Annotated in this window: 24 protein-coding genes; 12 read left to right on the forward strand and 12 right to left on the reverse strand. The window is 44.2% G+C overall.

Annotation, left to right across the window (positions count from 1 at the left end; genetic code table 11):
• Positions 1-121: 121 nt before the first annotated feature.
• Entirely contained in the window at positions 122-550 is a 429-nt protein-coding gene (rplS, locus tag AAEY80_RS07410; protein ID WP_350588134.1) for a 50S ribosomal protein L19, read from the forward strand.
• Positions 551-828: 278 nt separating this feature from the next.
• Here rplS and AAEY80_RS07415 read toward each other — a convergent pair whose 3' ends face one another.
• The gene (locus AAEY80_RS07415; protein ID WP_201608741.1) at positions 829-1,386 is read right to left on the reverse strand and encodes a DUF4442 domain-containing protein; all 558 of its coding nucleotides are present in this window, start codon (positions 1,384-1,386) and stop codon (positions 829-831) included.
• Between the two features lie 553 nt (positions 1,387-1,939).
• On the opposite strand from AAEY80_RS07415, the gene AAEY80_RS07420 reads away from it, so the two are divergent.
• Entirely contained in the window at positions 1,940-3,466 is a 1,527-nt protein-coding gene (locus AAEY80_RS07420) for a DUF3360 family protein (RefSeq protein WP_025651500.1), read from the forward strand.
• 160 nt (positions 3,467-3,626) lie between these two features.
• Positions 3,627-5,471, forward strand: a complete 1,845-nt coding sequence (gene uvrC / locus AAEY80_RS07425) for an excinuclease ABC subunit UvrC (protein WP_025651501.1) — start codon at positions 3,627-3,629, stop codon at positions 5,469-5,471.
• Between the two features lie 84 nt (positions 5,472-5,555).
• On the opposite strand, the gene AAEY80_RS07430 is transcribed toward uvrC, so the two are convergent.
• From AAEY80_RS07430 to lgt, 3 genes are all read right to left on the reverse strand, one after another.
• Positions 5,556-6,128: a dihydrofolate reductase gene (locus tag AAEY80_RS07430; protein WP_025651502.1), complete on the reverse strand. Its 573-nt coding sequence runs from the start codon at positions 6,126-6,128 to the stop codon at positions 5,556-5,558.
• 63 nt (positions 6,129-6,191) lie between these two features.
• Complete coding sequence (locus AAEY80_RS07435; RefSeq protein WP_025651503.1) at positions 6,192-7,079, reverse strand: thymidylate synthase; 888 nt, start codon at positions 7,077-7,079, stop codon at positions 6,192-6,194.
• 91 nt (positions 7,080-7,170) lie between these two features.
• Positions 7,171-8,055 carry a prolipoprotein diacylglyceryl transferase gene (gene lgt, locus AAEY80_RS07440; protein ID WP_201576911.1) on the reverse strand — a complete coding sequence of 295 codons (885 nt, stop codon included), beginning with the start codon at positions 8,053-8,055 and terminating at the stop codon, positions 7,171-7,173.
• Positions 8,056-8,358: 303 nt separating this feature from the next.
• Here lgt and AAEY80_RS07445 point away from each other — a divergent pair, with 303 nt between their 5' ends.
• The 4 genes from AAEY80_RS07445 (at position 8,359) to AAEY80_RS07460 (ending at position 12,817) form a co-directional block, all read left to right on the forward strand.
• A complete protein-coding gene (locus tag AAEY80_RS07445) occupies positions 8,359-9,990 on the forward strand; it encodes a DUF4139 domain-containing protein (protein ID WP_025651505.1) in 1,632 nt (543 codons plus the stop codon).
• A gap of 476 nt (positions 9,991-10,466) precedes the next feature.
• On the forward strand, positions 10,467-11,285 hold the full coding sequence (locus tag AAEY80_RS07450) for an NRDE family protein (RefSeq protein ID WP_201578317.1): 819 nt from the start codon (positions 10,467-10,469) through the stop codon (positions 11,283-11,285).
• Positions 11,286-11,691: 406 nt separating this feature from the next.
• Positions 11,692-12,393 carry an alcohol dehydrogenase catalytic domain-containing protein gene (locus AAEY80_RS07455; RefSeq protein WP_350588135.1) on the forward strand — a complete coding sequence of 234 codons (702 nt, stop codon included), beginning with the start codon at positions 11,692-11,694 and terminating at the stop codon, positions 12,391-12,393.
• 58 nt (positions 12,394-12,451) lie between these two features.
• Entirely contained in the window at positions 12,452-12,817 is a 366-nt protein-coding gene (locus AAEY80_RS07460; RefSeq protein WP_350588136.1) for a zinc-binding dehydrogenase, read from the forward strand.
• A gap of 151 nt (positions 12,818-12,968) precedes the next feature.
• Here the strand turns inward: AAEY80_RS07460 and AAEY80_RS07465 are convergent, their stop codons facing one another.
• Positions 12,969-13,490 (reverse strand): RNA pyrophosphohydrolase, encoded by a 522-nt coding sequence (locus AAEY80_RS07465; RefSeq protein WP_350588137.1) that lies wholly within the window; start codon positions 13,488-13,490, stop codon positions 12,969-12,971.
• A 512-nt stretch (positions 13,491-14,002) separates the two neighbouring features.
• On the opposite strand from AAEY80_RS07465, the gene AAEY80_RS07470 reads away from it, so the two are divergent.
• Both AAEY80_RS07470 and AAEY80_RS07475 read left to right on the forward strand, forming a co-directional pair.
• Positions 14,003-14,416: an OsmC family protein gene (locus AAEY80_RS07470; RefSeq protein WP_025651510.1), complete on the forward strand. Its 414-nt coding sequence runs from the start codon at positions 14,003-14,005 to the stop codon at positions 14,414-14,416.
• A 14-nt stretch (positions 14,417-14,430) separates the two neighbouring features.
• Positions 14,431-14,856 (forward strand): MAPEG family protein, encoded by a 426-nt coding sequence (locus AAEY80_RS07475; RefSeq protein ID WP_025651511.1) that lies wholly within the window; start codon positions 14,431-14,433, stop codon positions 14,854-14,856.
• 47 nt (positions 14,857-14,903) lie between these two features.
• Here the strand turns inward: AAEY80_RS07475 and AAEY80_RS07480 are convergent, their stop codons facing one another.
• The 7 genes from AAEY80_RS07480 to AAEY80_RS07510 form a co-directional block, all read right to left on the reverse strand.
• Complete coding sequence (locus tag AAEY80_RS07480; RefSeq protein WP_350588138.1) at positions 14,904-15,923, reverse strand: tRNA dihydrouridine synthase; 1,020 nt, start codon at positions 15,921-15,923, stop codon at positions 14,904-14,906.
• A gap of 64 nt (positions 15,924-15,987) precedes the next feature.
• Positions 15,988-17,487 carry a UvrD-helicase domain-containing protein gene (locus tag AAEY80_RS07485; protein WP_350588139.1) on the reverse strand — a complete coding sequence of 500 codons (1,500 nt, stop codon included), beginning with the start codon at positions 17,485-17,487 and terminating at the stop codon, positions 15,988-15,990.
• A 171-nt stretch (positions 17,488-17,658) separates the two neighbouring features.
• Entirely contained in the window at positions 17,659-18,516 is an 858-nt protein-coding gene (gene tatC / locus AAEY80_RS07490; RefSeq protein WP_350588140.1) for a twin-arginine translocase subunit TatC, read from the reverse strand.
• Positions 18,516-19,214, reverse strand: a complete 699-nt coding sequence (gene tatB, locus AAEY80_RS07495) for a Sec-independent protein translocase protein TatB (RefSeq protein ID WP_025651515.1) — start codon at positions 19,212-19,214, stop codon at positions 18,516-18,518. The genes tatC and tatB overlap by 1 nt, the downstream gene beginning before the upstream one ends.
• A 62-nt stretch (positions 19,215-19,276) precedes the next feature.
• Complete coding sequence (tatA, locus tag AAEY80_RS07500; protein WP_025651516.1) at positions 19,277-19,546, reverse strand: Sec-independent protein translocase subunit TatA; 270 nt, start codon at positions 19,544-19,546, stop codon at positions 19,277-19,279.
• A gap of 217 nt (positions 19,547-19,763) precedes the next feature.
• Positions 19,764-20,618 (reverse strand): bifunctional phosphoribosyl-AMP cyclohydrolase/phosphoribosyl-ATP diphosphatase HisIE, encoded by an 855-nt coding sequence (gene hisIE, locus AAEY80_RS07505; RefSeq protein WP_025651517.1) that lies wholly within the window; start codon positions 20,616-20,618, stop codon positions 19,764-19,766.
• A gap of 153 nt (positions 20,619-20,771) precedes the next feature.
• A complete protein-coding gene (locus tag AAEY80_RS07510) occupies positions 20,772-21,215 on the reverse strand; it encodes a thioesterase family protein (protein WP_025651518.1) in 444 nt (147 codons plus the stop codon).
• Between the two features lie 638 nt (positions 21,216-21,853).
• Between AAEY80_RS07510 and rpmI the strand changes: the two genes are divergently transcribed.
• The 3 genes from rpmI (at position 21,854) to pheS (ending at position 23,945) form a co-directional block, all read left to right on the forward strand.
• A complete protein-coding gene (gene rpmI / locus AAEY80_RS07515) occupies positions 21,854-22,051 on the forward strand; it encodes a 50S ribosomal protein L35 (protein WP_025651519.1) in 198 nt (65 codons plus the stop codon).
• Between the two features lie 124 nt (positions 22,052-22,175).
• Positions 22,176-22,532 carry a 50S ribosomal protein L20 gene (gene rplT, locus AAEY80_RS07520; RefSeq protein ID WP_025651520.1) on the forward strand — a complete coding sequence of 119 codons (357 nt, stop codon included), beginning with the start codon at positions 22,176-22,178 and terminating at the stop codon, positions 22,530-22,532.
• A 357-nt stretch (positions 22,533-22,889) separates the two neighbouring features.
• Positions 22,890-23,945, forward strand: coding sequence for a phenylalanine--tRNA ligase subunit alpha (gene pheS / locus AAEY80_RS07525; RefSeq protein WP_037026232.1), 1,056 nt, complete (start codon positions 22,890-22,892; stop codon positions 23,943-23,945).
• The last annotated feature ends 61 nt before the right edge of the window (positions 23,946-24,006 follow it).

Here is a 24,006-nt window from a genome sequence, read left to right on the forward strand (position 1 = left end):
TTATAATCCATTTACGTTGTAGTTGTTATTAATACAAGATGTTGATAATAGCTATGATTAATTATTACAAACAGGTGATATGCGTTAAGCCTCTATTATCTAATGTGAGGAGATAACTCTCATGAGCAACAAGCATCCATTGGTTCAGGTCATCGAAAATGCTCAATTGATTGAGCGCCCAAGCTTTGCACCCGGCGATACCGTTGTGGTTCAAGTTAAAGTACGTGAAGGTGAGCGTGAGCGTCTACAGGCTTTTGAAGGCATTGTAATTGCTAAGCGTAACCGCGGTCTAAACTCAGCGTTTACCGTACGTAAAATCTCAAGCGGTGTTGGTGTTGAGCGTGCATTCCAATTGCATTCACCAATTATTGACAGCATTGAAGTGAAACGCCGTGGTGCGGTTCGCCGTGCAAAACTGTACTACTTACGTGAGCGCTCTGGTAAATCAGCCCGTATCCGCGAAAAACTTGCTCCGCGTGCACCTAAAGTTTTCAAAGCAAAAACTGACGCTCGCGTTCCTGATGCAGTTGAAACTGCACCGGGTATTTAAGCAAAAGCTTGCCGTCTTTAGTTGGCTGTATAATTTACAGTTGATTAAAGTAAGGTAATAGTAGATACAAGCCCTTATTCATAGGTTTATCATATAAATAAGCGGGCCATACCAAAAAAGACAAAACCCCAATCTATGCGCATGCTAGATTGGGGTTTTTGTATGTAGGGTTCAAAAATGTATGTAAGGTTCACAAAAATGATCAGTAGCCGCTTAACGGTCAACTATTCTTCTAAGCAACCACTTCAGCTAATAAGCAACTAATAATTAACAACTGACTAAGTATCGAGCACATCCATACGGCTGCTTTGATTCTTTGATTTGCTGTGTTTGCGCAAGCGTATATAAATAGTCTTGGTGACAGTAGCGATCAACTTCTGCTGATCGTCAAAGATATCCGCCTGATATTCACGAAATACAGCGTCACCGTCTTTGGCCAGTTCTTGAATAGTGATGAGTTCGGTACTAGGAATTTTCATCCGAGTAATTACTTTACTGTTACCTGGCGCGACAAAGTCGATATGTGAGCTTTTGTCCCACACCACATAACTACTGCCCAACTGGTGCATTAGCATGAGCATATAAAAGGGATCTACCATCGAATATAAGCTGCCGCCGAACTGGGTACCGACGATATTCTTATTCAGAGCATTGAGCCCCATGCTTACCACGCACAACCCTTGATCGAGACTGATGTGGTCGATTTTGATGCCAGCACCGATATAAGGCGCGTAAGTATTGATGCGCAGTTTAAGTAAATGCGGTGCCAGTAGCGGCATGATATTTTTTTTAGCCTTACGTTTTAGGGTCTCAAGATTTTTTGGTAATAAACTCATAGATATGTCCTGTTGCCTTTTTCAATCTTGTCTGCTGGGCTATTTTTAGTTTATGAATTATTTTATCAAAAGCGCACAAGCACCTGACGATGGTAGGTTTGCTATTGATTCATAGCCATGCAAAAGATATTTATCATAATAAAAAACGCCAACAGCCACCAGCGTTAAAGCGTAACTGATAGACGAATTTTCTGCTATATAAAAACCAGTTTTACCCAGCAAATTCTTAATTATAGTGCAGTAGATAAGTGACAGAGTTTTTAAAGCCAATTTTTCATCTTAAAATATATCATAAGTACTCGATTATTTTCTATTAGTACGTTCGTTACACAATATCATACTTTTTTATTTTATCTCTTCATCACATGGTTATGTTCATCATCATATGCCATTAATAATGATACAAATGGTCTCTTTTAAACAATAAAAACTCGCATTATGGCGGTCGATGACTTACAATACCCGCAAATTTGCTTTGACCGATTGGATTTATCAGGCACTAGCCAAATAAATCGGTAGGGCATAAACCTATCAGTCGACATAAGGAAGTGTGATGAGTGACCTCCAGATTCCCGTTTCAGGGTCCGATGCGCAACCGCCAAATTCGTCCGATCACCACAACGACCTATCAGGCAGCTATGTTGATTTGCATAAGCCAAGCTCAAGCTTTGATAGCCGTGATGATTATCTCAATCATGAACTACAGATTATGCAGCCAAAACGCTGGCGCATGAACTTGCCGTTCCGTGATTATCGTTTTGAGTATGAAGATACCATTCCGGCGATGGCAGCGACCATTGGTAAAGTGGTTATGGTGGGCGCTATTGCCGCCACTTTTGCAGGGCCACTTGGGTTAAGCGATGCTTTTGTCCTAGAAAACGTCCGTTATGAGCTATTGATTGTCTCGTTCTTCGTTATTTTATTCTCAGGATTTCTGCTACCGACCGCCAACCTTGCTGGTACGCATGGTCCACTGATTCCGCTCATCCCTATCGTGGTTGCCGCTGGTGGGCATCCGATGGCTTTTGGTCTGCTCATCGGTGCTTTTGGCTTATTACTGGCGATTAGCAAAGGGGGGAGTCTACTGGCAAACTTGACCAGTAAAGGTGTGTGCGGTGGTTTATTGCTTTATCTAGGCTTTATTGGTACTACCTCACAAGTCAAAAACCTCTTTGCTTGGGCAGAAGGCATCGGCATGGCGCATATTGCCTTCGTAGTGATTTTATTGACCATTATACTGTATGCGGTGTTAGAGAACTTCCAAAAGCGTTGGCTGGCAGTGCCACTTAGCTGCTTGTTAGGTGGTGGAGTAGCCTTTGCCATGGGCGCACCCTTTGCTTTTGAAACAGGGCCAGGCTTACCAAATATGAGCCCAATGTATTGGTGGGGTGAAGATACAGGTTGGATGCTTGGTCTGCCAACCGTTGAAAGCTTTATCGTGGTGCTACCGTTTGCAGTATTAGCAGTGGCGATGTGGTCGCCAGATTTTTTAGGGCATCAGGTGTTCCAAAAAATCAGCTATCCAAAACGCACTGAGCGTGTGTTAATGGATATCGATGATACGATGACCAGTGCCTCTATTCGTCAGGTGGCAGGCTCAGTATTGGGCGGTGCAAACTTTGCCTCATCATGGGGTACATATATTGTGCCAGCAGCGATTGCTAAGCGTCCTATTCCTGCAGGTGCCGTATTGACAGGGTTGTTCTGTGTTATCGCAGGTATCTGGGGCTATCCAATGGACTTGGCTATTTGGGAGCCCGTGATGTGTGTGGCACTGATTGTCGGCGTTTTTATTCCGTTACTTGAGGCAGGTATGGAGATGACACGCGAAGGAAAAACCACGCAGTCTGCTGCGATTGTCGTCTTTGCATCGGCACTGGTGAATCCTGCGTTTGGTTGGTCGATTACCCTTGTGCTTGATAATCTAGGGTTAATTGGTTCTAAAGAACGTAGTGCGAATTTATCAAAGATGAGCCGTTGGATTATTCCTGTGATTACTTTTGTGATATTGACTGGCGTGATGGCTATTGTCGGTATGTTACCGGGTATTCCAGCGCTAATGTCTAATTTTCGCCACTAGCAGCGCTTTATAAAATACAAGTAGCATTTTAAACTATAGAAAAAGTCAGCTTGGTGCTGGCTTTTTTTCTGTCTGACGTTACACTGATAGTTGCCTTGCAAAACTTTCGCTATCGCCCCATAAACAGCTATATATCAGTATCTTGAGAGCAATAAATTCTATGGTAACCGTCTCAGAAACAAGTCCCGTCGATGATAAAAAAGCCCGTCTAAAGCATTTGATTCAGCGCCTGCCAAATTTGCCAGGTGTTTATAAAATGCTGGGTAAGAATGGCGATATTTTATATGTCGGTAAAGCCAAATCGCTTAAAAGCCGCGTCAACAGCTACTTCGCTAAGACGATTGACCACCCAAAAACACGGGCATTGGTGGCGCGGATACATAATATAGAGACAATCATTACCCGTAGTGAGACCGAAGCGCTACTACTCGAGCAAAACCTGATTAAAGAGTACCGTCCACCTTATAACGTGCTACTGCGTGATGACAAATCTTATCTGTATGTGTTTATTTCAGCGGATAAGCCTTATCCACGGCTGGCGTATGGACGCGGTAAGGGCAATCACCAAAAAGGTCGCTTCTTTGGGCCTTTTCCCTCTGCTCACGCGGCAAAAGAGACATTGGTTTTGATGCAAAAAATGTTTCAGATGCGCCAATGTACCAATACCTTTTTCAAGCAACGTAAGCGCCCTTGTCTTGAGTATCAGATTAAGCGTTGCCGTGCGCCCTGCGTGGGCTTGGTATCGCCAGAAGAATATGCAGAGGATGTGAATAACACCATTCGCTTTCTCAAAGGCGACTCTAGCGACATTCATAGTGCTTTGATTGAAAAGATGGAAGGTGCCGCCGAAGAATTAGACTTTGAAAAGGCGGTCTTTTATCGTGACCAGCTGTCTATGCTGCGTGAAGTCCAAGCTAAGCAAGCCGTTTATACTGTGCAGGGCGAGGCCGATGTGATTGCTATTGCCAGTCAGGCAGGCATGACCTGTGTCAACGTACTGACCGTCCGTGGCGGGCGTGTGCTTGGCGGTAAGAACTATTTTCCTGACGTCGATAGTAGCGAGCCGCTTGCTGATAATTTATCTGCCTTTATTACCTCGTTCTACTTTCAGGTGACGGATGACTTGCCAGCAGAAATTATGTTAACTCATGAGCTACCTGATCAAGTTGCAGTGAGTGAAGCGCTGGCCAGCCATTTTGGTAGCAAAGTCGTCATCAAAACCAACGTACGTGAACATCGTGCCGAATGGTTAGATTTGGCAAAATTGAACACGAATAATGCGCTTAAGACTAAGTTGGGTGATTATTTAGAGCTGCATTCGCGCTTTGGCGCATTGAAAGACGTATTGGCCGATGTCACTGAGCGAACGATTGATAGAATTGAATGCTTTGATATCTCGCATACGATGGGTGAGGCGACCATCGGTAGCTGCGTTGTCTTTGACCAAGGTGGATCACGTCGCCGTGATTATCGTCAGTATGCCATCCATGATATTGTCGGTGGCGATGACTATGCCGCGATGAAGCAAGTGCTGACACGGCGTTATAAGAAGCAGCCGCTGCCTGATTTATTGCTGATTGATGGTGGTAAAGGTCAACTTGGCATCGCTAAAGAGGTATTGACCGAGTTGGGTATTCTTAATGATACGCTGCTCATTAGTGTGGCAAAAGGTGAGGGGCGTAAGGCCGGACTTGAAGTATTGCACTTTATCGATCATGAGCCGCTTGATTTGCCAATGGATAGCAAGGCGTTGCATTTATTGATGCACGTTCGTGATGAAGCCCATCGTTTTGCCATCACAGCGCACCGTAAGAAGCGTGATAAGCGCCGTTCATCATCAGTGCTAGAGGTCATACCGGGGCTGGGTGAAAAGCGTCGTCGTGACTTGCTGAATCACTTTGGCGGAATTCAGCAATTGCTTGGAGCATCACAACAAGAGCTGGCAGGTGTGCAGGGGATTGGTCCCATTTTGGCGAAAACGGTTTATAAAGTATTGCATGAGTAATCTGATTGATCGTAAAAAAGGGCTGTCCTAGAAATATCTAAGACAGCCCCAATTTTTCAGTCATTTCTAATGAGTGAGCGACAGTTATTCAGCAGCTTTTATTTTATAAGTCACAAATCTAAAATCTAAATCACTCTTTTCATCGTGCATCTGCTCAGACTCTTCTGCCACTGTAAAGTCAGTTGGTATTTTAGGATAAAAGGCTTCACCATCAGCGATTTCGGTATCTACATGAGTCAGCTCAATGCGATCGGTATACATCATCGCTTCTTTAAATACCCGCTCACCGCCAATGACCCAAATCGTATCAAGGTGCGCACCATGTGCCAGACTTGCCGCCTGCGTTAAGGCATCATCTAAATTATGTACGACATAAGCGTTGTTTTTGCCCACAAGGCCTTGTTGATCAGCATAATCCATCTGAGTGCTGATGATAAAGCTTACCCGCTTTGGCAACGGCTTGCTGCCCATTGACTCAAAAGTCTTACGCCCCATAATAACGATACCTTGAATAGCGCCATCGTTATCTTTGGTCGTCATTTTTTTAAAGTGCTGCAAGTCTGCTGAGATATGCCACGGCAGTGCATTGTCTTTACCGATACAACGATTGCTACTGATAGCAGCAATTTGGGCGACTTCAGTGTGGGCATAACTCATAAGGTATCCTTTTTATTATCTCTAAAATGCTATTCTTATTTAAAATATTCAGTCAGACAAATGCTATACAGCAACCTTTGCTTTGATAGCAGGATGCGACTTGTAGCCATCGACGGTGATATCTTCATATTTAAAAGCAAAAATATCATCAACCTCAGGGTTAAGTGTTAATGTTGGAAGTGTATAGAGCTCACGTGTCAGTTGCAGCTCGACTTGCTCACGGTGGTTTTGGTAAATATGACAATCGCCACCCGTCCAGATAAATTCACCAACCTCTAGTCCGCAAACTTGCGCGACCATATGGGTCAACAGCGCATAGCTAGCGATATTGAACGGCACACCGAGGAATAAATCCGCTGAGCGCTGATAGAGCTGGCAGGACAGTTTATTGTCCGCGACAAAGAACTGAAATAGTGTGTGACAAGGTGGCAAAGCGACTTGCTCTGCTTCACCGGGATTCCAGCCGGAGACGATCAAGCGTCGTGAATTGGGATTGGTCTTGATTTGCTCAACGACTTGGGTGATTTGATCGACACCATCGTTATTATAGCTGCCATCGTCACGCTTACTCGCGCCATAATTGCGCCACTGATGACCATAAACGGGCCCTAAATCCCCAGCAGGACGCTTAAAGCGCGCCGTCTGCTCAGCCGTTGCCCATTCATTCCAAATACGCACGCCATTTGCTTGCAAGTAATCAACGTGAGTACTACCGCTTAAAAACCATAATAGCTCATAAACGATAGATTTGAAGTGGACTTTTTTGGTGGTTAATAATGGGAATCCTGATGCTAAGTCAAAACGCAGTTGCGCGCCAAAGTGACTTAGCGTACCAGTACCGGTACGATCGCCTTTTTCAGTGCCTTCACTCATAACCTGACGCAGCAAATCCAAGTAGGCTTGCTCATTTTTACTCTGCTTGTGGTGACTAATGGAGTTGCTAGTGCTCATAAAGTTACTCTTCTACGCTGCTAAAACGCATCATTGATATAGTGATTAACAGGGTTTTTGGGGCAAAGTACTGCTTTATACAAAATAATGCTTAATAAGCCGCTTGCTTACCCCAGTCATAGATACCGCGTTTGTAAGCATAAATCAGTAGGATGAAGCCTGCAATAATCATCGGTGCGCTGAGTATTTGACCTTTGGTCATCCAACCCAACAACACAAACCCTTGGTCAGCATCTGGCTGGCGGAAGAATTCGATGATAAAGCGGCTAATACCATAACCCAACAAGAATACAGCCGTCGCAGACATACGCGGGCGCGGCTTCGATGAATACCACCATAAGAAAAGGAACAATAGCAGTCCTTCTGCCAACGCTTCGTATAACTGCGAGGGGTGGCGCGGCAATAAATACTGTCCATTTACCTCAAGCATCAATTCTTGTAGCTCAGGATTGGTCTGTAATTGCTGCATATCAAAGGCGGCCGCTTGCGGGAAATACGTCAGCCAGTTATAGCCGCCATCAGAGACACGGCCCCACAGCTCCCCATTGATATAGTTGCCGATGCGACCGAACAGTAAGCCCGTCGGTACACAAGGAACGATAAAGTCAAAGACTTGAAAAGGTGTCTTCTTATATTTACGGGCGAAGAACCACATACCGAGCATCACGCCGATGAAACCACCGTGGAATGACATACCGCCTTCCCAAACCTTGAGAAGGTACGCCGGATTTTGCAACAGCTCGCCGAACTGATAAAACAACACATAACCGATCCGACCACCTAAAATGACACCAAGCGCGCCATAAAAGACCAAATCAGAGACCATATCGGTGGTCCAACTGTCGCGTTTGGTACTGCGATACCATGCTAGACCGAACGCCGCGGCAAAGGCCAATAAATACATCAGTCCGTACCAGTGTACTTCTACCGGACCCAAGGACAGCGCGACAGGGTCATATTGCGGATGAATCATCATAAGGATATCATTATTATTGATAATAGAATGTGGGTCATAATAGCAAAAATAGTTTGTTAGGCATACCAAATTACTATTAGGCGAATCCCATCGTAACAACTTATCTGCTACTGGTAACATCTAGAAAGAAAGATAGAAAACCGCTAAGATATAAAAAAGCTCCTTTAGAAAAGTGCTTTAAGAAATAATGCTTAGAATAACGATTATAATAAATATAGCATCATGTTTAATAAAGCGTTACAGAGCATGGGCTTGCGCTAATGAAACCTATTAATGGATTAAACGTACTTTTAAGGAATGATTATGCAAGCTGATTTATCCAAAGTGGCAATATCATCTAAGTTGATTGCTAAAACGCGGTTAATGTCGCTGAGTTTATTTGGCATAGCGGCTTTAAGTGTGACTCCTGCTCAGGCAGCCAATAGCAGTATTGAGCAAGTGACGATTTATCAAGGCTTAGCCAGTGTCACCCGTGCGTTACCCATTACTAATAGTGGCGAGCAAACACTGGTTTTTTCTTGTTTATCCCCTTATATCGATAAAGACAGCCTGAGTGTGCAAGCGGCTAATGGCGTTAATATTGGCGAAGTTAGCATTGAAACCTTAAGCGCTGAACAAGCGGCGCAGTGTCAATATCAAGGTGATGCCAACGTACAGACGCAGCAGAATAATTTGGACGCGATTAATGCGGAGTTAGAGGCGGCACGCTTAGCAAAAGCCTACTTGCAAAACCTTACCAAGGTCACGCAAATGAGTACAGAGGGTAGCCTTGCCGATAATGCGCGTGAGGTAGAGACGCAAGCGGCCAGTATCAATAAAAGAATTTTGAATATTCAGCAGCGCCAAGCGCGCGCGCAAGATACGCTGAACCAGCTGATGGCTGGCAGTACAACTCAAGCACAGGATAGTGTGACGCAAGTGAGTGTGCGCGTCGCAAGTCGTTCGCCAAGCAGCGTCAAGCTGCATTATCAAGTGCGCGGCGCCAGTTGGGAGCCGACCTATCAAGCACGTCTCAACACGGAGAGCAAACAATTAAACATCATCGCCTCTGCCGTTATTGCCCAGCAAACAGGGGAGAATTGGCTAAAGGTTCCTTTGGTATTAAGCTCAGTTAATCCCACTCAAACTACGACCAGCCAACTACCAAGAGTCGAGCGCTTGTCATTATATGAAGAACAGCCAAATAGTAAATTGTCACGCTATGCACAGCCTATGATGGAGTCTGCTCCAGTCGTTGTTGTAGGTAGTGATAGCTATGGCGGAGCAGGGGCTGCAGAGATGCCACCGCTACCGAGCTTTAGCGTGAGCAGTCAGAATAAAAACGGCATCACCGAATATCGACTGCCGCAGCGTATTAGTATTCCAAGTGATGGCAGGCGGGTACGGACGGTTATTGATGAGCAATCAGGCAGTAGCAAGCTGTGGATTCGTAGTACCCCGAGTGTGGAAGCCGCTGGCTACTGGTACGCATCCGCACCGTTTTTGACTCCGGCTTGGGTCGATGGCTCTTTGCAATTGTACCGTGATGACAACTATGTCGGGCAATCGCGCTATAGCTACCAGAATCTAAAAGAGCAGGGTATTGGTTTTGGCATCGATCCCAGTATGCTGGTCAAGCAACTCACTGATGAAGACAAACAAGGTGATAAAGGCGTGTTTAATCGTCAGCAAACCAGAACGACCATCCAAGCCTATCAGTTCACCAACCAGCACAATCGTAGCGTGCATTTACAAGTTTTGGGTAGTGAGCCGGTTAGTAGTGATGACAGTATCAAAGTCACTGCGATGCACACCCCAGCAGTGAGCCAAAAAGACTGGAATGACAATAAAGGTATGGTCGCTTGGGAGTTTGATTTGCCGAGTAAACAGTCGCAAGTGATGCAGTCTACTTATCAAATTAGCTATCCGGCTGATAAGCAGTTAAACACCAATTAATGCTAAATAAGAACTAGGGTCTGTTGAACATTCAAATAGTAGGACTGCTGATACTAAAATCGTCCCAAACCTTTTATCAAATCAGGCGTAAACCGACGATAATGTCGAGACCTTAGCTAGGTTTACAACAACGTTTGGGATGATTTTAGTATCAGCCTTTCAGGGCAGGGCTATTTTTTGCCAATACATGGCGAAATTATCTAACCTAGAACGACTAGTCGTCAAAAATTTCACTGCGTATTGTCTAAAAAATAGCCACTGCCAGTGCCACACTTGAATGTTCATCAGACCCTATATAATCGATTCAATTGAAAACAATATAATACCGATGGGAGTGCTGTTAGGATAAATTTTTTGAAGCCTCTGGAGTGCGAAGCGCACAGCAAGCTAGGAAAATTTATACCAGCAGGACGCTATTTTGAACGACCCTTTTTGATATCGGAACGATTATATAATAATCATATAAAAGGAATGCTATGTGTATCGTCGCCATTGCTTGGCAATTATTTGATGAGCTGCCTTTGGTTTTATTATCCAATCGCGATGAGTTTTTGCAGCGCCCAACCGAGCCGTTACATCAATGGGCTGATAAACCTATCTATGCCGGACGCGATAAACAAAGCGGCGGCACTTGGTTAGGTATCTATCAAAAGTCATATGACGATTTATATGAGCAAAACGGACGTTGGGCAGCGGTATTGAACTTTCGCGATGGCGTGCAGGCAAGTAATGACGAACGCTCACGTGGTGAACTGGTCACCGATTTCTTGACCAGTACGCTAAGCCCAATAGAGTTTGCACGGCAAATCAGTTTGCAAGACTATGCTGGCTTCAATTTAATTATAGGTGATGCGACCCAAGCGGTCCTCGTTAATAATCGTGGTCATGCTCCCACGCCCTTACATGCAGGATTGCACGTTATCTCTAACGGTCAGCCAGAGGATAGCTGGTTCAAAACTGAGCGCCTACGTGGCAGACTGCGGCAAGAAGTATTGCCCTTGATTGCTGAGAATAGCTCACCTGCATACTGGCAACAGGCGGCCTTTGAGGTGCTGTCAGATAATATCAAAGCACCAGCGGACAAGCTGCCAGATACTGGCATGACCAATGAGATTGAGCAAACCTTGTCTTCTATTTACATCGAGCCTGTCGCTTTTGGCGATAGTGCTAAGAACGTACCAACTTATGGCACTCGCACTCAAAGTATCTTAACGTTGCGTGATGAGGATAAAGGCTCAAATTTTACAGCTCAGATTGTCAGTCGCGAGTACCCACACTCAGCAGTTGGTGAATAAAACAATCACTTATTTTCAGTCATATGCACCCTTGTTCTCACACGAACCAGTAGGCAATTTTAAAAACCCTAAAGTAATTGTGGTTTTTGCTTTAAAGTGTCGCGCTTATGGCTTACACTCACTGAGTAGGGGCTTAGAATTTACTGCTAGTATCTAATGCAATTACTGACTATTAAATGACAGCCAGGGCGTGTTTTCAATTCACTCAATACTCATCTAGATGGGCTAAAAATGGATAAACCTTGCCAAACATTGTCAAATAGCTGGTTAATATCCCGATATTATCTACGCTATTTTTCTTGTTTGACGGCAATTGATCTCATTTTTATCACCATTTTTGAAATGAAGACACGCCCTAGTATGAATCAAATAAGTGTGAAAACAGTGTCAAAACAAGGAGTGTGACATGAGTATGATGAAATCACTAATATTTGTTGCGCCAGGTAAAATTGAAATTGCAGAGAAGAAAATTCCCGATGTTGGGCCCAATGACGCTCTTATAAAAATCACTACAACGACCATTTGCGGCACCGATATTCATATTTTTAAGGGTGAGTATCCCGTTGCTCAAGGGTTGACCATTGGTCATGAGCCAGTCGGTATTATCGAAAAGCTCGGTAGTGCGGTGATGGGTTATGAAGAAGGTCAACGAGTGATTGCTGGCGCGATTTGCCCAAGTTTTACTTCTTATGCCAGCCAAGATGGCTTTCCTTCACAAGATGGTGGTTACATCGGGCCAGACGGGACTTGTCCTTGTCATGGTTATAAAGCGACTGGCGGATGGCGCTTCGGTAATATCATCGATGGCACGCAAGCCGAATACGTTTTAGTACCCGATGCGCAGGCCAACCTAGCGCCTGTGCCTAATGGGCTGACTGATGAGCAAGTGCTGATGTGCCCAGACATCATGTCTACTGGTTTTAAGGGTGCTGAAAATGCCAATATCAAAATTGGCGATATCGTGGCTGTATTTGCGCAAGGTCCAATTGGATTGTGCGCCTCTGCTGGTGCCAAGCTGAGAGGGGCGTCTACCATTATCGCTATTGATGGCAATAACGAGCGCTTAGCGATGTCTAAGAAACTGGGGGCCGATATTACCCTCGTCTAAGAAACTGGGGGCCGATATTACCCTCAATTTTAACGAAGTGGATATCGTTGACGAGATTATGAAAATTACTGCGGGTCGCGGGGTTGATAGCAGTATCGAAGCATTGGGCTTACAATCTACCTTTGAACAATGTCTGAAAATTTTAAAACCAGGCGGTACGCTATCAAGCCTTGGCGTTTATTCAGAAGACTTAAGCATCCCCATGTCACACTTTGCAGCAGGTCTTGGTGATCATACTATCCGCACCGCCTTGTGCCCGGGTGGTAAAGAACGGATGCGTCGTCTATTAAATGTGGTGGAGTCAGGGCGTGTCGATTTATCTGAGATGGTCACACATACCTACGCGCTAGACGATATTGTTGCAGCCTATGACTTATTTATGCATCAACGTGATGGCGTACTAAAGGTTGCCATCAAACCATAAATCTAGGGCGTGTCCTCATTTTCATCACCATTTAGATTGTTATCAGTTGAATTGAGGACACGCCCTAGCTATTTTAAATATAAAAAATCCTGCATCCATAATAGATGCAGGATTTTTTATATTCACTAACAAACAAACAATAAACCAGAGGCTAGGTAAGAAGCAAATGGTTGGTATGCTCAGGGATAATCAGTTCTTGTTTAAGCGGTAATTCACGTGCCAGCTCTTGCAAAGCACGACGGTATACCCCGCGTTTAAAGTGAATCACTTGTCCGAGTGGATACCAGTAGCTGACCCATTGCCAATGGTCAAATTCCGGTTTTCCCTCATCAAAGCGGATATGTTGAGTATTTGGCTCATCTAAGCGCAGCAAAAACCACTTTTGTTTTTGCCCAATACACAAAGGGTGCTGTCCATGACGCACATAGCGTTTCGGCAGCCGATAACGCAACCAATCTTGCGTGACTGCCAATAAATCTACATGACGCGGATGTAAACCGACCTCTTCCCAGAGCTCGCGATACATTGCATCCATCGGCGTCTCCCCGCGGTCGATACCGCCTTGAGGAAACTGCCAAGCGTTGTGACCAATACGTTTTGCCCACAGAACTTGCCCTTGTGTATTTGCCAAGATGATGCCGACATTGGCGCGAAAGCCGTCTGCATCTATCATGACTAACCCTTTTTAATTTGTCTAAAAATAGCTTATTTCAACATGACACAACGATAGCAATCATAATTATTATAGGGTGACAGTTATCAATATCAGGTAAAAATAAGATTCATTACCGTTATTAAACCAAGAAACAACCCAAATGTGTAACAGTATTTTGCTATAAAATGTTTCACGAGTTTAACCCTTTAAAATCAGACAGTTATAAATGGATTTTTGTAGGTAAGTTTTAGACGCCATAACGATAAATATAAGTTATATTTAAAAAAGCATATTCAGAGCAGAACGATAAATCTCACTAACCAAAGTGAACACTCAAAAATAGACTCATCAAACGCTCAGGGTAATAATCTAAGACAGTGGCTTTTTAAAATCTCGTTTTAGCTTATGCTACACTAGGGCGTGTCCTCAATCTGAACCCTAAATGGTAAGTGGGCTAATCTCAAGCAAAAATAAAATATTCAGCCAATAAAAAACGTTTAAATCACACATTAAAATAAGGGTAATCTAACATGTCAGAGTCAAAAGCAAGCGTTACGTGGCAAGAAAATAAAGCCTTTATGGGCGTGTCCCCATCGGGACATAACGTTCAAATCGATGCCGATAAAGAGAAGGGTTCCAGTCCCATGGAGCTAATCCTACTAGGGCTAGGTGGTTGTGCGAGCTACGATGTGGTAGCGATTTTACAAAAGTCACGTCAAGCAGTGACAGACGTGCGTTGTGAGCTGACAGCTCAGCGTGCTGAAACCGTCCCAGCGGTATATACTGATATTCATATGCACTTTGTGGTGACTGGTCAAGATATCAAAGATAAGCAAGTTGAAAAGGCGATTCATTTATCAGCAGAAAAATACTGCTCGGCCAGTAGAATGTTGGTACAAGGTGGGGTGAATATTACCCATGATTTTGAAGTGATTGCAGGGTAGGGGCAAATAGACTAATGAATGCACTCTTTGGGTTGATCCCTAATACCGCAGCGTCAGCGATTTGGGCGATGGTGGTGGCAAGTCTGTTACCACTCGCTATGGCACTGACTGCGAAAGCCATTGGTGGCTTTAACTTGGCTGACAATGCGCATCCGCGTGACTTTTTACACAGTACGACTGGCGCAGCAGCACGTGCTAATGCCGCTCAGCAAAACAGCTATGAGACATTACCCGTATTTTTGGCAGCGGTATTGGTGGCGATGTTGTTCTTTGTACCGCAATCAATTATCAACACGCTGGCTTGGCTTTATGTGCTGATTAGGGTTGGCTATTGCGTGGCATATATTACTAATTTGGCAACGTTTCGCTCGATACTTTGGGTATTATCAATTGCCTGTTGTTTGATGCTTTTTTATCTGGCCATTCGGGTAAGCGTCTAGCGTTCGTTTTTTATCGAAAGACCAGTTTAGAATAAAGGCAGGTATTATTATCGGACACTCATTCGTAGTGCGCTAATAATAGCTGCTTTATTTTTTTCTCGCTTTATACGGTCCCACAATATCTTTGCCTCGCTATAGCCTTTGGTGAGCATCGCTAACCACTGCTTATAACGTCCGACCAATACCACATCGCTTTTTGCGGCACCTTCTAAGAACTTAATCTGATGCACGATTAAATCTTCCCAGACTAAGGCGGTCAATGTTTCTGCATCATTATTATGGCCATCAACCTGCGCAATCAAATCGGGACGAGTAACCGCGCCGCGACCTAACATCAAATGATTGGTCCCCGCTTGCGTCATACAATTCTGTGCATGCTCGGCGTTCCATATTTCACCATTGGCAATGACGGGAATATCTAAGTTATAAAAGTTTTGGATTTTATCCCAATAGGCTGGCGGTTTATAACCTTGGGTTTTTGTCCGTGCATGAATGGTTAGCCAATCAGCACCACTGTCTTCAATCGCACTGCGAATATCATCCATGCGACTGGTGTCGGTATAGCCCAAGCGAATCTTTGCGGATACAGGAATATCGCTAGGTACTGCTGTTCTTACTGTGTTGATTATCTCGTACATGACTTCAGGTTCATCAAGCAGCACTGAGCCACCACGATGGCTATTTACCGTTTTAGCCGGACAACCAAAGTTAATATCAATGGCCGGCGCCCCAAGCTCGGCAGCATAAGCGGCATTGTCAGCCATCAACTGCGCGTCACTACCGAGTAGCTGAATATGAATCGGCGTACCGGATGCAGTTTTGGCATCATAATGCAGCTCTGGCACGTACTTATAAAACACATGCGCGGGCAAGACAGTTTGGGTGACGCGAATAAATTCACTCACTGACCAATCATAAGGACGACCCAAGTCTGTGGCAATCTGTGTCAAAATTTGCCGCATTAATGGATCGGTCAAGCCTTCCATTGGCGCGAGCAGGCGAACGGGATTGGCAAATAACTGTTGTATGGTGTTTTGGCGTGTCTGAAGTTGCTGATTATGATTCATGATCGGAGAGTCAACATTATAAATTGAGAATGACAAAGGCGATAAAGTGTGAGCTCGAGCAACATTAAGTATTGCCAAAAATCACTTTTTTACCCGTCTGCAATCCTGATATCAAGTCTTTGATATGATGGATGTCCAAATTGCTTTGCGCACGTGTGCAAGCAACATAGAGCAAACGCAATTCTTCTGGGCTTATCTTGACCGCATTGGTGGTCACATCATAATAAAAATCATCATCGAGCTGTACTTTGCCCCATTCAAGACCTTTCGCTTTATGCGCGGTTGAGATGACATAATCGGCATTTTCAATACTGGATAGGCTATTCACGGCTTGGCTGAGTACATTAGTCCCATGGTCGTCGACCAATTTAACCAGAGTTTTTAAGTCACTGCCTTCGTTGGTTTCAGAATATTCTTGTACGTCACCCCAATTATAAAAATATGCCAGTTCAGGGACGCCATACGCCGATTTACCATTCTTTAAATTTTCGGCTGCCTGACAGAACTTAAGCATACGATCGGTATCCGCTTGTAGTGCCACCCGGTGACCGAGTTTAAGTCCAGTCAATAGCTGCGACATCGCAGCAGCATTGGTACGACATAGGATGGCATCTTTTTTACTGTGTGCCATGCCTTTTTCGGTAGAAGACTGCTTATTGGGGTTGCCTTTTAACGGTACGTCTTCTTGCAAGGCTTTGAGCAAAGTATTGGCAATCTCAGCAATCGGTTCACCAAAGCGAAACGACTGCGTCAACAAGGTCTGCGGCAATGGCAGCTTTTTCATCGCATTGATCGCGCCGCGCCACTCATAAATCTGCTGATGGGCGTCGCCGACATAAATCACCTGCCGTGGCTGCTGGGTCAAAATCCCCATCATTAAGGGGTCGGCATCTTGCGCTTCATCAAACAAGATGAAATCCGCAGGAATACTGGGCTTCGATAATGCCCATAATTTAAGATAGATATCATGCCCAATACCAGCCGGATGGCGCGCATCAATCGATTGTAGCCAGCGTTGCTCAACGGCAGGGTAGAGCATCTCGCGCAGCTGCTCGGCATCAGAATCATCGAGCCAACTTGGAAATTCAATATGCCGTGGTGCAGGATAACTGGCATGCGTACTACAAAAATTGTTCACCGCATCACTAACGAAGCGCGACAAGCGTGCTGGCGTGAGGGTGATATATTTATTAACCCCATCCATTTGCCGACGTACTTGCACCGGTTGTAAGCCTAAATCATCACCCAGACGTTTGGGTGAAAAGCGTGGCAACGACAGTTTGGCGGTAATATCACGGGCGACATGACGATAGGCGAGTGAGTGAAAGGTACGGCAATCCACGTGACCTGGGAATTTTTGCCGCGCATCGTTGGCAATCGCCTTGTTAAAGGCTAGATATAAGCCGCGCCCACGTAAGCGTTCACCGATTAATTTGAGCGTCGTTGTTTTACCTGCGCCTGCATAAGCGACCACTTTAAATGACTTGTGATCCATTGCCATATTAAGCGCGCTCAGCTGCTCATCAGTGGGATCGCTCATATAAGCTGGCATAGATGCGGACATAATAAAACTACCTAAAAGACTAAAAGTGAGTAAAAACCATGGGGGTAAAAAAAGCCACTGGATAAACAATGGCTGGCGGACAATGATGACGCTTAGTAAGGCTAATAACTACTAAGCTAATAAATGGGGTAGAGGACAGTCGAAAACAATTACTATAGGGGCTGTGTTTTTTTACTCGTTATCTACGGCTGTCGAATCAGAATTAGGCTTTTCTTTGATTAAGATTTTTGCTAATAGAAGCCCTAACTCAAACAATAGCCACATGGGAATGGCGAGTAACAACATCGACACACCATCAGGCGGTGTAACGACTGCTGACACGGCAAAACAACCCACAATAATATAGCGACGTTTCTCTTCTAGGCTTTGAATGGAGACAATGCCCACCAATATCAACAGTAAGGTCACCACTGGAATCTCAAAAGTCAGGCCAAACACCATAAACAGCTTAAGTGCAAAGCTTAAATAACTGTCGATATCCGTCATCGGCAAGACATTCTGCGGCGCAAACATGATAAAGAATTTCAACACGCCTTTGAGCACGATAAAGTAAGAAAAAGCCACACCCGCATAAAATAAAAAAATTGATGACGCAAGCACAGGAATCGCGATTTTTTTCTCTTTTTTATACAACCCCGGTGCGACAAATGACCAAATCTGATACAAAATATAGGGCATGGCACAGAAGGCAGCGACAAAAACGGTCAGGCGTATCGGCGCCATGAAATTGGAGGTGATATCCGTGGCAATCATGGTCGAATTGGCGGGTAGCTGAGCGACCAATGGATCGGATAAAAAATTATAGAGCTCGCGCGAAAACCCAACTAACGCTAAAAATATGACCAACACTGCCACGCATATTTTGATTAAATGCGAGCGTAGCTCAATCAGATGCTCAGTGATTGGCATATCAGCGAGTGAGGCTAATATGTCATTAGAGTCCTCATCAATCGCGGTATCAGCTACTTGCTCTCGGTCTGCGTCAGCGACTTTTTCTTGGCGACTCTTTTTGCGTTTAAATAAACCCACTAATCAGTCTCCTGCTTATTAACAGAAAGCTGTTTGTTTAAAGCGCTGTCTAAAGGCCGGTTTAGTAACATATCTGCTTTATAGTTTGGTAAATAGGGCGCTGCAGGTAAGCGTCGTGCCTTATCATAAGCGCCCAAACGAAACCACATGTTTTCCCATGGCTTGGTGGTGATGGCTTGAGTAATTGGTTGAGTATTAGCAATAGAGGCAGTTTTTGAGGTTTCGTCGTCAGTAGCGTGTTTCAGCAATTGCTCAGAATCTGTTGCTGTTTCGTCCTGACCGTAGGCGTAGTCGAATACCTTGGGCGTGATAGATGGCGTGTTTTTTTGACCGCTAGCATCTTGCTGGTGATTGCTTTTGTCATTATTAGCATGATCAGCGTCTGGGTCATGCGCAGCTTTTAGAGTCTGGTTCTGTGAAGACTCAAACTCTTGCATACTGCCGCGCATTTCTGCCATCTCACGCCGCATCTCCGCCTCAGTCTCACGGATTTTAGCCAGCTCTTTTTGCATTTGTTGCCGCGTTTCAGCCAAGTCAAGCTCAGCCTCTATTTCAGACTGTAACGTAGAGACCGTACGGCGAATTTTAGCATACCATTGCCCAGCAGTACGCGCTGCTTGGGGAAGTTTTTCTGGACCCAAGACAATTAAGGCAATAACGCCAAAGAGCAGTAATTCAGAAAACCCAATATCAAACATAATGGTTGATTATCACTATCTAGATGCTAGCAGTATTATACCCAGCACTATACTCGGTATTATCAATGGTGCTTATCGTCAACAGGCACAGTGTCAATATCGCTATCTTTCACTTTATTGGTTGCGGCGCGATCTGTTGGGTGTGCATTGCCATCATGATCGAGAACCACCTGTTTTTTGGCATGCTCTGCATTTTCGTCTTTGACTGCCTCTTTAAAGCCTTTAACAGCACCGCCCAAATCCTTTCCTGCATTTCTAAGCTTTGAGGTGCCAAATACGACCACCACTACCACCAATAATATCAGCCAATGCGTAATGGAAAAACTGCCCATAATGGTATCCTTAATGTCTTGGTTGCGATATCTATATATGAATGCCTTTATTTTATAGAATATAGATCTATTAAACAAAAAATATAGACGTAAGATGCGAAGCTAAAAAGAGCTATATTATAACCTACCATTGTGACAAAAAGGTGAAAGCAATAATAATCAAACAAGGAAGATGCTTATTCTAGAGTTCCACAAGTTATCTTTGTAATTTCACAAGTTATCGAGCCGCTTTTTCATCGATGCCTGATAGTCCAAAGCGTCGTCCCAGCTCATTCAACACCGCGTCCGACTCTATATCGAACCATGCCAGCCCAACCAAAGTATGAAACCAAACGTCGGCCACTTCGTAGATAAGCTCGTGCCGCGCTTCGTCATATTGTGCTTTGTCCGTATTTTCATCACAATGGGCAAAATCTTTGGCAGCGATGATACTCTCTGTGCTTTCTTCGCCCACTTTTTCTAGGATTTTATTCAACCCTTTTGCGTATAAGCTTGCCACATAAGAGCTGTCAGCGTCTGCTTGCTTGCGCTCTGCCAATACCTTATCAAGCTGTTGCAAAATAGAGGTATTGTCCGTTTGGGTATTATGATTTTCAGCGGCGTTATTAGCATTATCCGCATTAAGCGCAGCAGTATCGTGGTTGTGATCAGTAGCGCTGGCGGTTTTATCTGATTGATAAATATCTGCAGGGTCTTTTAATACCTTATCGACAGTTTGCCATTGCGGCGTTTGCCCAGACAAATCCAAACGCTGATAAAAGCAAGACTCGCGACCCGTATGGCAGGCGATACCCCCAGCTTGAGTCACGCTCAACACAATCACATCGGCATCACAATCTAAGCGAATATCATGGACTGTCTGAGTATGTCCTGATGACTCGCCTTTATGCCATAACTTGGCACGCGAACGTGAAAAATACACGGCGGTTTTTGTTTGTGCCGTTAATTGAAGCGCTTCAGCATTCATCCACGCCATCATCAAAATGCGCCCCGACGCATGGTCTTGAGCAATCGCAGGAATCAAACCATCAGCGTTAAACTTTATGGCAGTTAGCCAAGCAGGTAAAGTCATAATCTGTCTGTCGTCTTATAATTAGGAAGTGGTCAATAATTAAGTGGTCAGAAATAAAAGTCAATATCAGTATTGGCTATCTACTGATAAGATAAATAAATAGCTTGCGTCTATTGATGGACTACGTAAATTGATGGGTTATATCAGTGTTTATCAGAGCTCGAACAACTGCGGATACAAGGCTTTTTTAATCGTATTATCCAGCGTGGTTACTTTATTAAGGCGAAAGTCATAATTGACAAAATGCTGTCTGGCCTTTGCCACTATTTCGCCATTGTGCATGCGTGTGGCTTTGAACACGATATTGCCGCCATTATCATAAAGTGGCTCAACGCCCACCTCAAACAAAAGCTCTTCACGCGCCCGTACACAGCTGAAAACATTCAGCTGTAACTCATTAATAATCAAGCCTTGATGATCAGCGTTAATCTCTTTAATACCTTTGGCGTATAAAAAACGCTGCATAGCTTCCGTCAGCAAACCGGTCAATGACTCTAGGGCTAAATGTTGACCCATATCAATTTCGGTATTGCGCACGCGCATCACCGTTTCAAACACAAATATTCCGTCATCAAAGTTTAATTCTTGGTTTGACAACGCTTTCTCCTAGAATGATTGTCCATAATCAATTTTTTGAGCGCTTGGCAAGCGAGCTTAGGGCGTGTCCTCAATTCAAGCGCTTGTATCTAAATGGGCTAAAAATGGCTAAATTTTGCCAAACATCGTCAAATAGCTGATTAATATCCTGATATTATTTGCGCTATTTTCCTCATTTGACGGCAATTTATCTCATTTTTATGACCATTTCTAAAATGAGGACACGCCCTAGCAGTCCAAAAGCAACGAGCCGCGTATAATCCAAGACAAATATAGGCGATAAATGGCGTCGTTTATCGTCGCTTTAAGGTATAGCGCCGCTTAGTGTCTACTTAAGCACAGCTCAAGCTGACATTCAATCTATTTGCAAAAAAAATCGTGATTTACTAGGGTCTATTGAACATTCACAAATAGCCGTCACCAGTGCCACATTTGAATGTTCAATAGACCCTAATAATAACCAGACAGAACCTATTAAGGTAAGGCTAAAACTTTCCTTGGCAAAACAGCGCACTATCTGCTAAAATAGCGCCTCCCACCTCGAGGCAAATAGAGGTTTAGTGGTTGTTTTTAAAGCCACTATTCGTTATTGACTATTTGACGACCAGGTTCTATTAAAGACAAAGAGGCAAATCATCATGAAAAATAAGATGAAAACCAGAAGCGGTGCAGCTAAACGCTTCAAAAAAACAGCGAATGGCTTTAAGCGTAAGCAAGCCTTCAAAAGCCATATCTTGACCAAGAAATCAGCTAAGCGTATTCGCCAGTTGCGCGGTCTAAAGATGGTGGACAAATCTGACGAAGCAGCAGTTCGTCGCATGTGCCCATACCTCTAGTCGACTATCGTCATCTATTTTTAATTAAAAATATGTGACTTTGCAATCTGACAACGATGTCTGTTATTTACTAACATTCATTTCATAACATCGTTAATCGCTTAACAATATCTTGGAGTAATTTATGGCCCGTGTAAAACGTGGTGTACAGGCAAATCGCCGTCACAAAAAAATCTTAAAGCGCGCAAAAGGCTACTACGGTGCCCGTTCACGTGTTTACCGCGTAGCGGTACAAGCAGTGACCAAAGCTGGTCAATATGCTTATCGTGACCGTCGCAACAAAAAACGTACTTTCCGTCGTCTTTGGATTGCACGTATCAATGCTGGTGCACGCTTAAACGGTTTAAGCTACAGCCGCTTTATCAATGGCATGAAATTGGCTAACATCACTGTTGATCGTCGCGTACTTGCTGACATCGCTATGCATGATGCAGCAACTTTCACAGCCTTGGTCGAAAAAGCAAAAGCAGCCCTAGCATAAATATTAACTGTCCTTTAGGCATGCCGCTTGTTAAGTGATTATCTATAGTTACTTACTCATAAGGGATTATCTAAATGGATAGGACTAATATTGATTAACAGGTCGATATTAATAAAAGCTACCGCTGGTCGGTGGCTTTTTTTATATTAAATTATTTTACGGTCGGTTTTATTACCGTTATGATGTAAAACGCTTTTAGGGAAGTTGCACTTTTCATTGTCTAAATATTCAAGCCATTTCTGTAACACGTCTTTAATTTACAATGAATGGGTAAATGGTTTGCAATATTTGGTCAAATCCCTACAATTATAAATCACTATTACTAATAGTCCGTTTAAATCAGGAAGAATGCGTCTTATGACTACCCCTGCTGCTACCACCGATTTGTCGGCGCTACCGACCTTGTCTACAGAGCTCAGCGAGCTAACTGAAGCTCAGCTCACTGAGCTGGCCAGTGCTGCTGAAGCGTTGATCCTACAAGTAACTGATGTACGTGCGCTGCAAGATTTGCGCGTACAATTGACAGGCAAAAAGAGCCCGCTAACTGGCTGGTCAAAGCAGATGGGTAAACTCAGTAGCGATGACAAAAAAACCTATGGCGGCTGGTTACATCAAGTCCGTAGCCGTATTCAAGATGCATTGACGGCGCAGCAGCAGCAGCTAGAAGTGGCTGCACTAAATGCTAAGCTTGCAAGCGAAAGCATTGATATCACTTTGCCTGCTCGCGGTGGCCAAAAAGGTCACTTGCATCCAGTAACGATGATTACTCAGCGTATGCAGCAGTACTTTATACAAGCAGGTTTTAATGTCGCAACTGGCCCTGAAGTTGAAAGCGATTATTATAACTTTGAGGCGCTTAATATCCCTTCGCATCACCCAGCACGGGCGATGCACGATACCTTCTACTTCGATGCGCACTATCTATTGCGTACGCATACCAGTCCCGTGCAAATTCGTACCATGGAAAAGAATGAACCTCCGATTCGTATCATCTGTCCAGGTCGCGTTTATCGTAATGATTCGGACCAAACCCATTCGCCGATGTTTCATCAGTTAGAAGGTTTAATGGTTACTGAATCGAGCACTTTTGCTGAGCTAAAAGGCTTGATTAGTGAGTTCTTAGAAGCGTTCTTTGCTAAAGAATTGACTGTTCGTTTTCGTCCGTCATTTTTCCCATTCACTGAGCCTTCTGCTGAAGTCGATATCCTCGATGATAATGGTAAATGGCTTGAGGTCATGGGCTGCGGTATGGTGCATCCACAAGTGCTAACCAACTGCGGTATTGATAGCGATAAATACACCGGCTTTGCTTTTGGTATGGGTATTGAGCGCTTTGCGATGCTGTACTACGGCATTGACGATTTGCGCCTGTTTTTCCAAAACGACGTACGCTTCTTAAAACAGTTTGGCTAGAGCGCTCCTTGTTCATATAAAAAGTGCTCCTTGTTAATACAACAAGTTGATTCGCCAACCT

The organism is Psychrobacter sp. 78a-MNA-CIBAN-0178, assembly GCF_040309625.1.
Classification (GTDB): domain Bacteria; phylum Pseudomonadota; class Gammaproteobacteria; order Pseudomonadales; family Moraxellaceae; genus Psychrobacter; species Psychrobacter okhotskensis.

Excerpts from the sequence above, each read along its gene's own strand:
- rplS (WP_350588134.1), top strand. The coding sequence starts at position 122 with ATGAGCAACAAGCATCCATTGGTTCAGGTCATCGAAAATGCTCAATTG.
- AAEY80_RS07415 (WP_201608741.1), bottom strand. The coding sequence starts at position 1,386 with ATGAGTTTATTACCAAAAAATCTTGAGACCCTAAAACGTAAGGCTAAA.
- AAEY80_RS07420 (WP_025651500.1), top strand. The coding sequence starts at position 1,940 with ATGAGTGACCTCCAGATTCCCGTTTCAGGGTCCGATGCGCAACCGCCA.
- uvrC (WP_025651501.1), top strand. The coding sequence starts at position 3,627 with ATGGTAACCGTCTCAGAAACAAGTCCCGTCGATGATAAAAAAGCCCGT.
- AAEY80_RS07430 (WP_025651502.1), bottom strand. The coding sequence starts at position 6,128 with ATGAGTTATGCCCACACTGAAGTCGCCCAAATTGCTGCTATCAGTAGC.
- AAEY80_RS07435 (WP_025651503.1), bottom strand. The coding sequence starts at position 7,079 with ATGAGCACTAGCAACTCCATTAGTCACCACAAGCAGAGTAAAAATGAG.
- lgt (WP_201576911.1), bottom strand. The coding sequence starts at position 8,055 with ATGATGATTCATCCGCAATATGACCCTGTCGCGCTGTCCTTGGGTCCG.
- AAEY80_RS07445 (WP_025651505.1), top strand. The coding sequence starts at position 8,359 with ATGCAAGCTGATTTATCCAAAGTGGCAATATCATCTAAGTTGATTGCT.
- AAEY80_RS07450 (WP_201578317.1), top strand. The coding sequence starts at position 10,467 with ATGTGTATCGTCGCCATTGCTTGGCAATTATTTGATGAGCTGCCTTTG.
- AAEY80_RS07455 (WP_350588135.1), top strand. The coding sequence starts at position 11,692 with ATGAGTATGATGAAATCACTAATATTTGTTGCGCCAGGTAAAATTGAA.
- AAEY80_RS07460 (WP_350588136.1), top strand. The coding sequence starts at position 12,452 with ATGAAAATTACTGCGGGTCGCGGGGTTGATAGCAGTATCGAAGCATTG.
- AAEY80_RS07465 (WP_350588137.1), bottom strand. The coding sequence starts at position 13,490 with ATGATAGATGCAGACGGCTTTCGCGCCAATGTCGGCATCATCTTGGCA.
- AAEY80_RS07470 (WP_025651510.1), top strand. The coding sequence starts at position 14,003 with ATGTCAGAGTCAAAAGCAAGCGTTACGTGGCAAGAAAATAAAGCCTTT.
- AAEY80_RS07475 (WP_025651511.1), top strand. The coding sequence starts at position 14,431 with ATGAATGCACTCTTTGGGTTGATCCCTAATACCGCAGCGTCAGCGATT.
- AAEY80_RS07480 (WP_350588138.1), bottom strand. The coding sequence starts at position 15,923 with ATGAATCATAATCAGCAACTTCAGACACGCCAAAACACCATACAACAG.
- AAEY80_RS07485 (WP_350588139.1), bottom strand. The coding sequence starts at position 17,487 with ATGTCCGCATCTATGCCAGCTTATATGAGCGATCCCACTGATGAGCAG.
- tatB (WP_025651515.1), bottom strand. The coding sequence starts at position 19,214 with ATGTTTGATATTGGGTTTTCTGAATTACTGCTCTTTGGCGTTATTGCC.
- tatA (WP_025651516.1), bottom strand. The coding sequence starts at position 19,546 with ATGGGCAGTTTTTCCATTACGCATTGGCTGATATTATTGGTGGTAGTG.
- hisIE (WP_025651517.1), bottom strand. The coding sequence starts at position 20,618 with ATGACTTTACCTGCTTGGCTAACTGCCATAAAGTTTAACGCTGATGGT.
- rpmI (WP_025651519.1), top strand. The coding sequence starts at position 21,854 with ATGAAAAATAAGATGAAAACCAGAAGCGGTGCAGCTAAACGCTTCAAA.
- rplT (WP_025651520.1), top strand. The coding sequence starts at position 22,176 with ATGGCCCGTGTAAAACGTGGTGTACAGGCAAATCGCCGTCACAAAAAA.
- pheS (WP_037026232.1), top strand. The coding sequence starts at position 22,890 with ATGACTACCCCTGCTGCTACCACCGATTTGTCGGCGCTACCGACCTTG.